Origin of the sequence: Pseudomonas azerbaijanorientalis, assembly GCF_019139795.1 — a bacterium.
GTDB lineage: Bacteria > Pseudomonadota > Gammaproteobacteria > Pseudomonadales > Pseudomonadaceae > Aquipseudomonas > Aquipseudomonas laurylsulfatiphila.
On the sequence record NZ_CP077078.1, the window covers coordinates 1081156 to 1095460 of the forward strand.

The window sequence follows — 14305 nt, forward strand, 5'->3', positions numbered from 1 at the left end:
TAGACAGGGAGAGGTCTTGATGAAACGGTTGTACCTCGCCTCTGGCTCGCCACGCCGGCGTGAATTGCTCACGCAGATCGGCGTTCCGTTCTGCGCTGTCAGTGCGGACATCGATGAAACTCCTATAGATCAAGAATCCCCGTCGGCCTATGTCGAGCGTCTGGCGCGCGGCAAGGCCGAGGCCGGGCGCGGCAGCGTCGTGCCTGACGAACCGTTCTGCGTACTCGGCGCCGATACCGCCGTGGTGCTCGATGGAAAAATTCTCGGCAAACCGGTTGATCAAGCGGATGCCTGCGCCATGCTGATGATGTTGTCAGGGTGTGAGCATGAAGTCCTGACCGCGATTGCGGTACTTGATGGCGAGCGTTGCGAATCCCGGGTTGTCACCAGTCGCGTGCGTTTTCGGGATATCAGTCGCGATGAAGCCGTGGCCTACTGGGCCAGCGGTGAACCACAGGACAAGGCGGGCGGTTATGGCATTCAAGGACTGGGTGCGGTGTTTGTCGCCGGGCTCAATGGAAGTTATTCAGCGGTGGTCGGACTACCGCTTTGCGAAACCGCGGAACTGCTCGGCCATTTCGGCATACCCTGTTGGCAAACCCGGAACGCACACTAAGCAACGTTCTGAACAGATGCGGCCATTATCGTGAACATGCCTGAACGAGACCCTGCCATGAGTGAAGAGATCCTGATCAACATCACGCCGATGGAGTCGCGCGTGGCGGTGGTCGAAAACGGTGTCCTGCAAGAGGTCCACGTCGAGCGTACGCAAAAGCGCGGAATCGTCGGCAACATCTATAAAGGCAAAGTCGTGCGGGTATTGCCGGGGATGCAGGCGGCATTCGTCGATATCGGCCTGGACCGTGCGGCGTTCATTCATGCGTCGGAAATTTCCCTGCGCGAAGGCCCGGCGGTCGAGAGCATCAGCGCACTGGTGCACGAAGGCCAGAGCCTGGTGGTGCAAGTGACCAAGGACCCGATCGGTTCCAAAGGCGCACGCCTGACCACTCAGCTGTCGATCCCTTCGCGCTACCTGGTGTACATGCCGCGCACGGCCCATGTCGGGATTTCCCTGAAGATCGAAGACGAAGCCGAGCGCGAACGTCTCAAGCAAGTGGTCACCGATTGCGTGGCCAAGGAAGGTATCAAGGAGGCCGGCGGTTTCATCCTGCGTACGGCAGCCGAAGGCGCCGGCGCCGATGAAATCCTCATGGACATCCGCTACCTGCGAAGGCTCTGGGATCAGATCAGCGCCCAGATCAAAACCATCAGCGCGCCCAGCGTGATCTACGAAGACCTCGGTCTGGCGCTGCGCACCCTGCGTGACCTGGTAAGCCCGAAAATCGAGAAGATCCGCATCGACTCCCGGGAAACCTTCCAGAAGACCACGCAATTCGTCGCCGAATTGATGCCGGAGATTGCCGACCGTCTGGAGCATTACCCGGGCGAGCGGCCGATTTTCGACCTGTATGGCGTCGAAGACGAAATCCAGAAGGCCCTCGAGCGCAAGGTCCCGCTCAAGTCCGGCGGATATCTGGTGGTCGATCCGGCGGAAGCCATGAGCACCATCGACGTCAATACCGGGGCGTTCGTCGGCCATCGCAACCTCGAAGAAACCATCTTCAAGACCAACCTCGAAGCCGCGACGGCCATCGCCCGTCAATTGCGCCTGCGCAACCTCGGCGGGATCATCATCATCGACTTCATCGACATGGAAGATGAAGAGCACCAGCGCCAGGTGCTGCGCACGCTCGAGAAGCAGCTGGAGCGCGATCACGCCAAGACCAACATCATCGGTATCACCGAGTTGGGCCTGGTGCAGATGACCCGCAAGCGCACCCGCGAAAGCCTTGAGCAGGTATTGTGCGAGCCGTGCAACGCCTGTCAGGGGCGCGGCAAGCTCAAGACGCCGGAAACCGTGTGCTACGAAATCTTTCGCGAAATCCTGCGTGAGGCTCGCGCCTATCAGGCGGAGGGCTATCGTGTATTGGCAAACCAGAAAGTTGTCGACCGCCTGCTCGACGAAGAGTCGGGCAACGTCGCCGAGCTGGAAGGGTTTATCGGGCGCACCATCCGTTTCCAGGTCGAAACCATGTATTCCCAGGAACAATACGACGTGGTGCTGCTCTGAAGCGTTTCGTTGTGATTTTTCGAGAATGGCTGGCCTCAGCTTTTTGCAAAACTTTTGCCATGGGGGCCATCTGACATGGACCGTCTGACACGCATTTTGGCCGCACTGACCCGCTGGGGTCTGGGCCTGTGCGCGTTGGTTTTGGTGTTGATGGCGCTCTACGTCAGCCTTGGCCGGGAGCTGACTCCGCTAGTCGCCGAGTACCGTGCCGAAATCGAAACCAAAGCCAGCGATGCCTTGGGCATGCCGCTGCAAATCGGCGAACTGGAAGGCAACTGGCGTGGATTCGCCCCCATATTGATGGCGCACGACGTGACCGTCGGCGAAGGCGCCAATGCCCTGCACCTGGATCAGGTGCGCGCGGTGCCGGACCTTTGGGCCAGTCTGCTGGCACGTGAAGTACGCATCGCTCATCTGGAACTCAGCGGCCTGAAGATCAGCGTCAAGGAGGGCGACGACGGTCAATGGGCGCTCGAAGGATTGCCGGTGCAACAGGATCAACCGATCGATCCGCAACAGTTGCTCAATCGCATGCAGATGATCCAGCAACTGTCGGTACTCGACAGCCAGGTGACCTTGCAGCCGTTTGCACAGTCGCCGCTGACCCTGACCTATGTCGGCCTGAATCTGAAAACCGGTGCGTCACGGCAGCGGCTCGACGCCCGCCTGACCCTGCCCGACGGCCAGCCTGTGGCCATGAGCCTGCGTACCCGCATTCGAGCCAGCCAATGGCAGGACGGTGAAGCCGAGTTCTACCTGAGCCTGCCGCAAAGCGACTGGTCGAAGTGGCTGCCCGAGCGCGTCAGCCAGCAATGGAATTTCTCCGAGATCAAGGCCGGCGGCGAGCTGTGGCTGACCTGGGGCAAAGGCGTCTTGCAAAGCGCGGCAGTGCGCTTGAACGCGCCACAACTCAAGGGCGCCTACGCCGAGCGCAAGCCGATCCAGATTAACAACCTGGCGCTCAATGGTTACTTCCTGCGCAGTGCCGAAGGCATGCAGGTGACCCTGGATTCCCTGGCAATGAACCTCGGCGACGTCCGCTGGGAAACGCATTTGCAGCTCAAGCAAAGCGCCGCCACCGACAAGACCGAAGAGCTTTGGCATCTACAGGCCGACCGGGTCGACCTGACCCCGCTCACGCCGCTGCTAAATGCCCTGGCGCCGTTTCCGAAAGGCTTTGCCACCGTTGTCGAGCGGCTCAAGGTGAAGGGCGGACTGCGCAATGTATTGATCGACGTGCGGCCCAATGCCACTGACGACAGCAAGTTCAGCTTTGCCGCCAACCTCGACCAGGTGGGCTTCGATGCCTATCACGGTGCACCGGCGGCACGAAATGTCAGCGGCAGCATCAGCGGTGACCTGGGGCGCGGCGAACTGCGTATGGACAGCAAGGATTTCATGCTGCACCTGGACCCGATTTTCGCCAAGCCATGGCAGTACATTCAGGCCAATGCGCAGCTGACCTGGAAACTCGACAAAGAAGGCTTCACCCTGATTGCGCCGTATCTGAAGGTGCTGGGCGAGGAGGGCAAGATTGCCGGCGACTTCCTGATTCGCCTGCATTTTGATGACACCCAGGAAGACTACATGGACCTGCGGGTTGGCCTGGTCGATGGTGACGGTCGCTACACCGCCAAATACCTGCCCACAGTCCTCAGCCCGGCGCTGGATGAATGGCTGCGCACGGCGATTCTCAAGGGTGCGGTGGATCAAGGCTTCTTCCAGTATCAAGGGTCGCTCAGCCACGGTGCCGCAGACGTCGATCGCAGCATCAGCCTGTACTTCAAGGTTCACGATGCCGAACTGGCCTTTCAGCCGGGCTGGCCCCATGTCAGCAAGGTCAGCGGCGATGTGTTTGTCGAAGACAGCGGCGTGCGGATCCTGGCCAGCAAAGGCCAGTTGCTCGACACCCAGGTCAGCGATATTTACGTCAACATTCCCCATGCGCCTGCCGGGCAGAACGTTCATTTGTTCCTCGATGGCGGATTTGCCGGTGGTTTGGGCGATGGCCTGAAAATCCTTCAGGAAGCGCCGATAGGCACCGGGGCGACTTTTGCCGGCTGGGAAGGCGAGGGTGATCTGACAGGCAAGCTGAAGCTGGATATTCCGCTGGCAAAAGGCGAGGAACCGAAGGTCCTTGTCGACTTCAAGACCGCCAAGGCACGCTTGAAACTGGCCGAACCGGTGCTGGAGTTGACCCAGCTCAAAGGTGACTTCCGTTTCGACAGCGCCAAAGGCCTGAGCGGCCATAACATCAGCGCCCGGGCATTCGACAAGCCGGTCACTGCACAGATTTTTGCCGATGGCAGCCCGGGTAAGCTCAATACCCGGGTAACCGCGTCGGGCCAGGTCGAAGTCAAGAAACTGACCGACTGGCTGAAGGTGACCCAGCCTTTGCCGGTGAGTGGCGTGATCCCTTATCACCTGCAACTGACCCTCGATGGCCTCGACAGCCAATTGCTGGTCAACTCCAACCTCAAGGGCGTGGCGGTCGATTTGCCTGCGCCCTTCGGCATGGCCGCCGATGCCGGGCGCGACACGACGTTTCGCATGACGTTGCAGGGCGACGAGCGGCGCTATTGGGTCAACTACGGGGATCTGGCGAGTTTCACCTTTGCGGCCCCAGCCAGCAATTTTGCCGAGGGGCGCGGGGACTTGTTCCTCGGTGGCGGCGAGGCTGTGTTGCCGGGCACCAAAGGCCTGCGGGTACGGGGCGTGTTGTCCGAGCTGGACGTAGGCCCGTGGAAGGATCTGGTCGATAAATACGCCGGGCAGGACCCCGGCGGCAGCGCCAAGCAATTGCTCAGCGGTGCGGATTTCAAGGTGGGCAAGCTCAGCGGTATCGGCACCACGCTTGATCAGGCTTCGATCCAGCTGGCGCGCAAACCTTCCGCCTGGGCGCTGCAGCTCGACAGCGAGCAGATCAAGGGCAGCGCCAACCTGCCCGACTCGAAGGCCATGCCAATCGCGATCAATCTGCAAACCGTGCGCCTGCCGGCACCGGACCCGACCGTACTGGCCGATGAAAACTCGCCGGATCCGCTGGCGTCAGTGGATCCGACGAAAATCCCCGCGATGGACATCACGATCAATCGGTTATTCCAGGGCCAGGATCTGGTCGGTGGCTGGTCGCTGAACGTTCGCCCAACGCCCAGGGGCATTGTGTTCAACTCGCTGGATCTGGGACTCAAGGGCATGCTGCTGGTGGGCAGTGGTGGCTGGGAAGGGGTGCCCGGCGCCAGCAACAGCTGGTACAAGGGCCGCATCAGCGGCAAGAACCTGGCCGATGTTCTCAAGGGCTGGGGGTTTGCGCCGAGCGTCACCAGTCGGGACTTTTATATGGATGTCGATGGCCGCTGGCCCGGCTCGCCGGCCTGGGTGGCGACCAAGCGTTTCTCCGGCTCGCTCGATGCGACACTCAATCAGGGCCAGTTCGTCGAAGTCGAAGGCAGTGCCCAGGCCCTGCGGGTGTTTGGTTTGCTCAACTTCAACTCCATCGGCCGGCGGCTGCGCCTGGACTTTTCCGACCTGTTCGGCAAAGGCCTGAGTTATGACCGGGTCAAAGGGCTGCTGGTCGGGACGAATGGTGTGTATGTCACCCGTCAACCGATCCAGCTGACTGGCCCTTCGAGCACCATCGAACTCGACGGCACGCTGAACATGGTGGCCGATCAGATCGATGCGAAACTGATGGTGACCTTGCCGGTGACCAATAACCTGCCGATTGCCGCGCTGATCGTCGGTGCGCCGGCGGTCGGCGGGGCACTGTTCCTGATCGACAAGCTGATCGGTGACCGGGTCTCCCGTTTCGCCAGTGTGAAGTACAGCGTCAAAGGGCCGTGGAAAGAACCGAAAATCACCTTCGACAAGGCTTTTTGAAAAACCATCCTTCGGGCCTATGGAGTAGCATGGCCATTGCGGCTCGCCCCCCTGTAGGAGCGAGCTTGCTCGCAATGAGTTTGAATGCGACGCGTTTTTTCAGACAACCTGCGTCATCGTTCACGTCCATCGCGAGCAAGCTCGCTCCTACAAGGTCTGTGTTGATTTCAATAAGGAAAAGGCCATGTCTGTAGCGGTGATTCAAATGGTCAGCCAGAGCGATGTGCTGGCCAATCTGGCCCAGGCCCGTCGACTGCTCGAGCAAGCGGCTGCCGGCGGCGCGAAACTCGCGGTATTGCCGGAAAATTTCGCCGCCATGGGCCGGCGCGACGTTGCCGACATCGGGCGCGCCGAAGCGCTGGGTGAAGGCCCGATCCTGCCCTGGTTGAAACAGACCGCACGTGACCTCAAGTTATGGATAGTGGCCGGCACGTTGCCGTTACCGCCGGTGGATCAGCCGACGGCGAAGGCGCACGCCTGTTCGTTGCTGATCGATGAACATGGCGAAACGGTGGCGCGCTACGACAAGCTGCACCTGTTTGACGTGGACGTGGCGGACAATCGTGGTCGTTACCGTGAGTCCGATGACTATGCTTATGGCAGCGGTGTGGTCGTGGCGGACACACCGGTTGGCCGGGTCGGCCTGACGGTCTGCTATGACCTGCGCTTTCCCGAACTGTACAGCGAACTGCGCGCTGCCGGCGCGGAACTGATTACCGCTCCCTCGGCCTTCACGGCGGTGACCGGCGCGGCGCATTGGGATGTGCTGATTCGTGCGCGGGCCATCGAGACCCAATGTTATGTGCTCGCGGCTGCCCAGGGCGGCACGCATCCGGGGCCGCGGGAAACCTTCGGGCATGCCGCCATCGTCGACCCGTGGGGGCGTGTGCTGGCACAACAGGATCAAGGCGAGGCCGTGCTGCTGGCCGAACGCGACAGCAGCGAACAGGCGTCCATCCGGGCGCGGATGCCGGTGTCCAGTCACCGGCGCTTTTTCTCGCAGGGCGCCCAGCGACCTGCATCAGAAACACGAATTTAAGGCGTAAAGCATATGAGCGAGTTGTTGTCCTCAGTCAGTGAACACCTGCTGGCGCCCGGTGGCGTCACGATCGAGAGCCTGCAAGGCGTGCTCGGCGATCTGGCCGGGCCGGGCATCGATGCCGCCGACCTGTATTTCCAGGGGCAGATCTCCGAGTCTTGGGCGCTGGAAGACGGCATCGTCAAGGAAGGCAGCTTCAACCTTGACCAGGGTGTCGGCGTGCGTGCGCAATCGGGTGAGAAAACCGGTTTTGCCTACAGCAATGCCATCACCCTTGAAGCCCTGGGCGCGGCGGCGCGTGCCGCCCGTTCGATTTCCCGGGCCGGGCAAAACGGTACGGTGCAGGCATTCACCAGCCAGGATGTCGCGCAGCTGTATGCGCCGGACAACCCCCTGGAAGTGCTGACCCGTGCCGAAAAGGTCGATTTGCTCAAGCGCGTCGACGCCGCGACCCGAGCACTTGACCCACGTATCCAGCAGGTCACCGTGAGCATGGCCGGTGTCTGGGAGCGAATTCTGGTGGCGTCCACCGACGGTGGCCTGGCGGCGGATGTACGTCCGCTGGTGCGTTTCAACGTCAGCGTGATCGTCGAGCAGAACGGTCGCCGCGAGCGCGGCGGTCATGGCGGCGGCGGCCGCACCGATTACCGTTATTTCCTCGCTGAAGACCGCGCCATGGGCTATGCCCGTGAAGCGTTGCGCCAGGCGCTGGTCAACCTTGAAGCCATTCCGGCTCCTGCCGGTACCTTGCCGGTGGTACTCGGCTCCGGCTGGTCGGGCGTGCTGCTGCACGAAGCCGTCGGTCATGGTCTGGAAGGCGACTTCAACCGCAAGGGCAGTTCGGCTTATAGCGGGCGCATGGGCGAGATGGTTGCCTCCAGGCTATGTACCATCGTCGATGACGGCACCCTGGCCGGACGTCGCGGTTCGTTGAGCATCGATGACGAGGGTACGCCGACAGAGTGCACCACGCTGATCGAAAACGGCGTACTCAAGGGCTACATGCAGGACAAGCTCAACGCCCGCTTGATGGGTGTGGCCCGCACCGGCAACGGTCGTCGCGAGTCTTACGCGCACCTGCCGATGCCGCGCATGACCAACACCTACATGCTCGCCGGTGAAAGCGATCCGCAAGAAATCATCGCCTCGGTGAAACGCGGCATCTATTGCGCCAACCTCGGCGGCGGTCAGGTGGACATCACCAGCGGCAAGTTCGTGTTCTCCACCAGCGAGGCGTACCTGATCGAGGACGGCAAGATTACCGCTCCGGTCAAGGGCGCGACCCTGATCGGCAACGGGCCGGAAGCCATGAGCAAGGTGTCGATGGTCGGTAATGATCTGTCGCTGGACAGCGGCGTGGGCACATGTGGCAAGGATGGGCAGTCGGTGCCGGTGGGTGTCGGCCAGCCAACGCTGAAGATTGATGCGATCACCGTGGGTGGCACGGGGTCGTAAGGAGATATACCGCCTTTGTAGGAGTTGGCGCAGGCTGCGATCTTTGCTTTTTAAAGATCAAAAGATCGCAGCCTGCGGCAGCTCCTACAGGCGGGCTCGATGACTTAACGCAGTCCGCGTTGAGTCTCGTCCAGCTCACGGATGTACTTGAAGATTTTACGGCTGGAAGCAGGAGGCTTGTTTTGCGCAACCTCATGCTGGGCCTGACGGATCAGGGAGCGCAGTTGCTGGCGATCCGCGTCGGGATATTCGACGACGAATTTTTCCAGCACGGCGTCGTCACCGGCAATCAGACGATCGCGCCAGCGTTCCAGGTTATGGAAGCGTTCGTTGTATTGACGGGTGGAGGCATCGAGTTGATCGAGCAGAACCAGAATCGCGTCAGTGTCCTGATCGCGCATCAGTTTGCCGATGAACTGAAGGTGCCGTTTACGCGCGATGTTCGCGGTGTGCTTGGGCGCATCGGCCAGGGCCCGGCGCAATCCGTCGGTCAATGGCAGTTTGTTGAGCAAGTCAGGCTTGAGCGTTGTAAGGCGCTCGCCGAGGTCAACCAGAGCATGCAGCTCGCGTTTGACCTGGGATTTGCTTTTTTCTCCCGTATCGAGGGAGTCGTCGTAAGAATCAACCATGGTGGCAGTCCGCAAAGAAACGCCGCCATGATAACCAGTCGGGGGCCGCTTGTCCGGCCCGGTCGCTCAATGACCGTTACCGAAAGCAGAATTTGAGTGGAGAACAGCATGAGTGCAGTTGAAAGCGTCGGCCCACAAGCATTGCCGGCACTGCAGGAACAGGTCGAGCAGATCATCGCTGAAGCCAGGCGCCAGGGGGCTAGCGCCTGTGAAGTGGCCGTCTCCCTGGAGCAGGGCCTTTCGACGTCGGTGCGCCAGCGTGAAGTCGAAACGGTCGAATTCAACCGCGATCAGGGTTTTGGCATCACCCTGTACGTAGGCCAGCGCAAGGGCTCGGCCAGCACGTCGGCCAGCGGTCCGGAAGCGATTCGCGAAACGGTGGCCGCTGCTCTGGCTATCGCCAAGCACACCTCGGAAGACGAAGCCTCGGGCCTGGCCGATGCCGCGTTGATGGCGCGGGATCTCCCGGATTTCGACCTGTTTCACCAATGGGACATCACGCCGGAGCAAGCCATCGAGCAGGCCCTGGCCTGTGAAGCCGCAGCGTTTGCCGCTGACAGCCGGATCAAGAACGCCGACGGTACCACCCTCAGCACCCATCAGGGCTGCCGCGTTTATGGCAACAGTCACGGGTTTATCGGTGGTTATGCGTCGACTCGCCACAGCCTCAGCTGCGTGATGATCGCCGAAGCGGACGGCCAGATGCAGCGTGATTACTGGTACGACGTGAACCGTCAGGGCAACTTGCTGGCCGATCCGGTGAGCATCGGCCAGCGTGCCGCGCAACGGGCGGCGAGCCGCCTGGGCGCGCGTCCGGTGCCGACCTGTGAGGTTCCGGTGCTGTTTTCCGCAGAATTGGCTGGTGGCCTGTTCGGCAGTTTCCTGTCGGCGATTTCCGGAGGCAGCCTGTATCGCAAGTCGTCATTCCTTGAGGGCACGCTGGGGCAGAAGCTGTTTCCGGAGTGGCTGACCATCGACGAGCGCCCACACTTGATGCGTGCGATGGGCAGCGCGGCGTTCGATGGTGATGGTCTGGCAACCTACGCCAAACCGTTTGTCGAAAAAGGCGAGTTGGTGTCGTACATCCTCGGCACCTACTCAGGCCGCAAGCTCGGCATGCCGAGCACCGCCAATGCCGGCGGCGTGCACAACCTGTTCGTCACCCATGGCGATGAAGATCAGGCGGCCTTGCTGCGGCGCATGGGGCGCGGGCTGTTGGTGACTGAACTGATGGGGCAGGGCCTGAACATGGTGACCGGTGACTATTCCCGAGGCGCGGCGGGTTACTGGGTCGAGAACGGCGAAATCCAGTTCGCGGTCCAGGAAGTGACCATCGCCGGCAACATGCGCGACATGTTCAAACAGATCGTCGCCGTGGGGAATGATCTTGAGTTGCGTAGCAACATTCGTACGGGCTCGGTGCTGATCGAGCGGATGACGGTGGCAGGCAGCTAAGCCTCCCCGTTACACAAAAAGCGCGCCACCCATCGGGTGGCGCGCTTTTTTTAAGTCAAAAGATCTTTATTCGCCTTCGTCGAAGAAGTTGTTGATCAACGCGACCAGCGCATCCAGGGCTTCCTGTTCCCGCTCACCTTCTGTGCTCAAGTGGATCGTGGTGCCTTTACCAGCGGCCAGCATCATCATCGCCATGATGCTTTTGCCATCGACCATGGACTCTGGTGTGCGACCGGCCCGGATCTGGCACGGGAACTGACCCGCGACCCCAACGAATTTTGCAGAAGCGCGGGCGTGCAGGCCCAGTTTATTGATGATTTCGATTTCCAGAGCAGGCATCGCGATGTGAATCCTTTAGCTGAGGTCGCGGTGGCGAACCTGGACGTTCTTCAGGGTTTTTTGCAGCGCCTGCCCCAGACGCTCGGTCAGGTAGACGGAGCGGTGATGTCCGCCAGTGCAGCCAATGGCAATGGTGACGTAGGCGCGGTTGCTGGCGGCAAAACGAGGCAGCCACTTTAGCAGGTATGTGGAAATGTCCTGGAACATCTCTTCGACATCCGGCTGTGCCGCCAGGTACTCGGCAACCGGTTGATCGAGTCCGGACTGCTCGCGCAATTCCGGTTTCCAGTAGGGGTTGGGCAGACAACGCACATCGAACACCAGGTCGGCGTCCACCGGCATGCCGCGCTTGAATCCGAAGGATTCCACCAGGAACGCAGTCCCGGGTTCTGGCTGGTTCAACAGGCGCAGCTTGATGGTGTCGCGCAGTTGATAGAGATTCAGGCTGGTGGTGTTGATCTTGAGATCGGCGAGGTCGGCAATCGGCCCGAGCAGGACGCTCTCGACGTTGATGGCTTCGGCCAGCGAGCGGTTGGCGTTGCTCAGGGGATGACGTCGGCGGGTTTCCGAGAAGCGCTTGAGCAGGGTTTCTTCGTCGGCATCCAGGTACAGGACATCGCACTGGATGTGGCGGCTGCGGACTTCTTCGAGCAGGTCAGGGAAGCGTGACAGGTGGCTGGGCAGGTTGCGGGCGTCAATGGAAACGGCCACCAGCGGCTGCATCAGTTCGGTATGAATCAACGCTCGTTCGGCCAGTTCCGGCAGCAGGCCGGCAGGCAGATTGTCGATGCAGTAGTAGCCGTTGTCCTCAAGAACATTGAGGGCGGTGCTTTTACCCGAGCCGGAACGGCCACTGACGATGATCAAGCGCATGATTACTGACCGTTTTGCTCGTCCAGGACAACCTGATACAGGGCTTCGTTGCTTGCGGCATTACGCAGTTTTTCGCGAACGTCCTTGCGGTCAAGCATGCTGGCGATCTGTCGCAGCAGCTCAAGGTGTGCATCGGTAGCGGCTTGCGGGACCAGCAGAACGAACAGCAGGTCAACCGGCGCGCCGTCGATGGCGTCGAAATCGATAGGGGCGTCCAGGTGCATCAATGCACTGATGGGCGATACACACCCCTTGAGACGGCAGTGTGGAATAGCGATGCCGTTGCCAAAACCGGTGGAGCCGAGTTTTTCACGGGCAATCAGCGCCTCGAAGACATCTTGCATCTCCAGAGCCGGCACTTCGCGGGCGATCAGATTGGCAATTTGTTCGAGGGCTTTCTTTTTACTGCCGCCCGGCACGTTCACGAGGGAACGGCCGGGGGTCAGGATACTTTCAAGTCGGATCATGGGTAGGGAGTGTTAACGACCGGTTGCGCCCTGAAGGAGGCTCTGGGTCTTTTCCTTATGCTTTTTGAGTTGTTTATCCAGCTTGTCGGTGAGTGCATCGATCGCAGCGTACATATCGGTATGTTCCGCATTGGCGACCACTTCATTCCCGGGAATATGCAGCGTGGCTTCGATTTTCTGCTTCAGCTTCTCGACGGTCATCGTGACCTGCACGTTAGTGATCTTGTCGAAATGTCGCTCCAATCGTTCGAGTTTTTCGCCGATGTAGGTGCGAAGAGGTTCGGTCACTTCCAGTTGGTGTCCACTGATGTTGACTTGCATACAGCTTCTCCTTCGTTGCCAGTGCATAAAGCGGTAGATCAGATGATCTACCACTGGAACGCTGTGGCGTGGCTCTACATCAACCGCTTGCGTTCGCTCGAAGGCGCGATCCCGAGGGATTCGCGGTACTTGGCGACGGTGCGGCGAGCCACCTGAATGCCTTGTGCCTCCAGTAAACCAGCGATCTTGCTGTCACTCAACGGCTTTTTCTGATTTTCCGCGGCAACCAGTTTTTTGATGATCGCCCGGATCGCCGTGGACGAGCATTCGCCGCCTTCGGAGGTGCTTACGTGACTGGAAAAAAAGTATTTCAGTTCATAAATGCCCCGGGGGGTGTGCATGAACTTCTGGGTCGTTACCCGCGAAATCGTCGACTCATGCATGCCGACCGCTTCGGCGATGTCATGCAGGACCAGCGGCTTCATGGCTTCGTCGCCATATTCGAGGAACCCGCGCTGATGCTCCACGATCTGGGTGGCAACCTTCATCAGGGTTTCATTGCGGCTCTGCAGGCTCTTGATGAACCAGCGGGCCTCCTGCAACTGATTGCGCATGAATGTGTTGTCGGCGCTGGTATCGGCGCGGCGCACAAAACCGGCGTACTGGGCGTTGACCCGCAGCCGTGGCACCGACTCCTGATTCAGCTCTACCAGCCAGCGCTCGTTGTCCTTGCGTACGATGACGTCAGGAACGACGTACTCGGCTTCGGTGGACTCGATTTGCGAACCCGGGCGCGGGTTGAGGCTCTGGACCAGCTCTATGACCTGGCGCAGCTCATCTTCCTTGAGCTTCATGCGACGCATGAGCTGGCTGTAGTCGCGGCTGCCAAGCAGGTCGATGTAATCGGTGACAAGGCGCTTGGCTTCGGCCAGCCAAGGGGTCTTGGCGGGCAACTGGCGCAATTGCAGCAGCAGGCATTCGCCCAGATTGCGTGCGCCGATGCCGGCCGGCTCGAATTGCTGGATGCGGTGCAGGACGGCTTCGATTTCGTCCAGTTCGATGTCCAGTTCCGGGTCGAAGGCTTCGAGGATTTCCTCGAGGGTTTCGTCCAGGTAGCCCTGATTGTTGATACAGTCGATCAGGGTCACCGCGATCAGGCGATCGGTGTCGGACATCGGAGCCAGGTTCAGTTGCCACAGCAAGTGGCTTTGCAGGCTTTCACCGGCCGAGGTGCGGGTGGTGAAGTCCCACTCGTCATCGTCATTGCTGGGCAGGCTGCTGGCGCTGGTCTGGTAAACGTCTTCCCATGCGGTGTCGACGGGGAGTTCATTGGGGATACGCTCGTTCCAGTCACCCTCATCGAGGTTGTCAACCGTCGGGGCGCTTTCCTGGTAGGAGGGTTCCTGGATATCGGTGTTGGGCTTTTGTTCGGCGTTGTCGGCCAAGGGGTCGGAATTGTCGAAGTCGTCGCCTTCTTCCTGGCGTTCGAGCATCGGATTGGACTCCAGGGCCTCCTGGATTTCCTGTTGCAGGTCCAGGGTCGACAATTGGAGCAGGCGGATGGCCTGTTGCAGCTGAGGTGTCATCGTCAGCTGCTGGCCCATTCTCAAGACTAGCGATGGTTTCATGGCAGGGGCTTAACACCTTATTCGCCGGCGCACATGCGCCATCCACTACAGGGCGCCGGGGCGCCAAACATAAGCAAATTATATGCCTGAAACTGAAGGATTTGCCTAGAGCGCTGTAACAATAAAAAACTATAAATTTGTGTTGCGGT

The 14305-nt window shown here is 60.3% G+C and carries 12 protein-coding genes; 6 read left to right on the top strand and 6 right to left on the bottom strand.

Annotated features, from left to right (window positions below):
• The first annotated feature begins 19 nt into the window (after window positions 1–19).
• The 5 genes from KSS91_RS04675 (at window position 20) to tldD (ending at window position 8504) form a co-directional block, all read left to right on the top strand.
• Window positions 20–616 carry a Maf family protein gene (locus tag KSS91_RS04675; protein WP_217837193.1) on the top strand — a complete coding sequence of 199 codons (597 nt, stop codon included), beginning with the start codon at window positions 20–22 and terminating at the stop codon, window positions 614–616.
• A 57-nt stretch (window positions 617–673) separates the two neighbouring features.
• Window positions 674–2131: a ribonuclease G gene (rng, locus tag KSS91_RS04680; protein ID WP_007970246.1), complete on the top strand. Its 1458-nt coding sequence runs from the start codon at window positions 674–676 to the stop codon at window positions 2129–2131.
• Between the two features lie 75 nt (window positions 2132–2206).
• On the top strand, window positions 2207–6010 hold the full coding sequence (locus tag KSS91_RS04685; protein ID WP_217837194.1) for a YhdP family protein: 3804 nt from the start codon (window positions 2207–2209) through the stop codon (window positions 6008–6010).
• Window positions 6011–6194: 184 nt separating this feature from the next.
• A complete protein-coding gene (locus KSS91_RS04690; protein WP_126049272.1) occupies window positions 6195–7049 on the top strand; it encodes a carbon-nitrogen hydrolase family protein in 855 nt (284 codons plus the stop codon).
• 12 nt (window positions 7050–7061) lie between these two features.
• Window positions 7062–8504, top strand: a complete 1443-nt coding sequence (gene tldD / locus KSS91_RS04695; protein WP_217837195.1) for a metalloprotease TldD — start codon at window positions 7062–7064, stop codon at window positions 8502–8504.
• A 104-nt stretch (window positions 8505–8608) separates the two neighbouring features.
• Here tldD and yjgA read toward each other — a convergent pair whose 3' ends face one another.
• The gene (yjgA, locus tag KSS91_RS04700; protein WP_007970253.1) at window positions 8609–9133 is read right to left on the bottom strand and encodes a ribosome biogenesis factor YjgA; all 525 of its coding nucleotides are present in this window, start codon (window positions 9131–9133) and stop codon (window positions 8609–8611) included.
• A 108-nt stretch (window positions 9134–9241) separates the two neighbouring features.
• Between yjgA and pmbA the strand changes: the two genes are divergently transcribed.
• Window positions 9242–10588, top strand: coding sequence for a metalloprotease PmbA (gene pmbA, locus KSS91_RS04705; protein ID WP_217837196.1), 1347 nt, complete (start codon window positions 9242–9244; stop codon window positions 10586–10588).
• A gap of 66 nt (window positions 10589–10654) precedes the next feature.
• Here the strand turns inward: pmbA and KSS91_RS04710 are convergent, their stop codons facing one another.
• The 5 genes from KSS91_RS04710 to KSS91_RS04730 all read right to left on the bottom strand — a co-directional run bounded on the left by KSS91_RS04710 (window position 10655) and on the right by KSS91_RS04730 (window position 14156).
• Window positions 10655–10927, bottom strand: coding sequence for an HPr family phosphocarrier protein (locus KSS91_RS04710; RefSeq protein WP_015093494.1), 273 nt, complete (start codon window positions 10925–10927; stop codon window positions 10655–10657).
• Window positions 10928–10942: 15 nt separating this feature from the next.
• Complete coding sequence (gene rapZ, locus KSS91_RS04715; RefSeq protein WP_150718656.1) at window positions 10943–11800, bottom strand: RNase adapter RapZ; 858 nt, start codon at window positions 11798–11800, stop codon at window positions 10943–10945.
• 2 nt (window positions 11801–11802) lie between these two features.
• Window positions 11803–12267 carry a PTS IIA-like nitrogen regulatory protein PtsN gene (gene ptsN, locus KSS91_RS04720; RefSeq protein WP_116580967.1) on the bottom strand — a complete coding sequence of 155 codons (465 nt, stop codon included), beginning with the start codon at window positions 12265–12267 and terminating at the stop codon, window positions 11803–11805.
• A gap of 12 nt (window positions 12268–12279) precedes the next feature.
• Entirely contained in the window at window positions 12280–12588 is a 309-nt protein-coding gene (gene hpf, locus KSS91_RS04725; protein WP_007941242.1) for a ribosome hibernation-promoting factor, HPF/YfiA family, read from the bottom strand.
• Window positions 12589–12662: 74 nt separating this feature from the next.
• Window positions 12663–14156: an RNA polymerase factor sigma-54 gene (locus KSS91_RS04730; RefSeq protein ID WP_015093497.1), complete on the bottom strand. Its 1494-nt coding sequence runs from the start codon at window positions 14154–14156 to the stop codon at window positions 12663–12665.
• Between the last annotated feature and the right edge of the window lie 149 nt (window positions 14157–14305).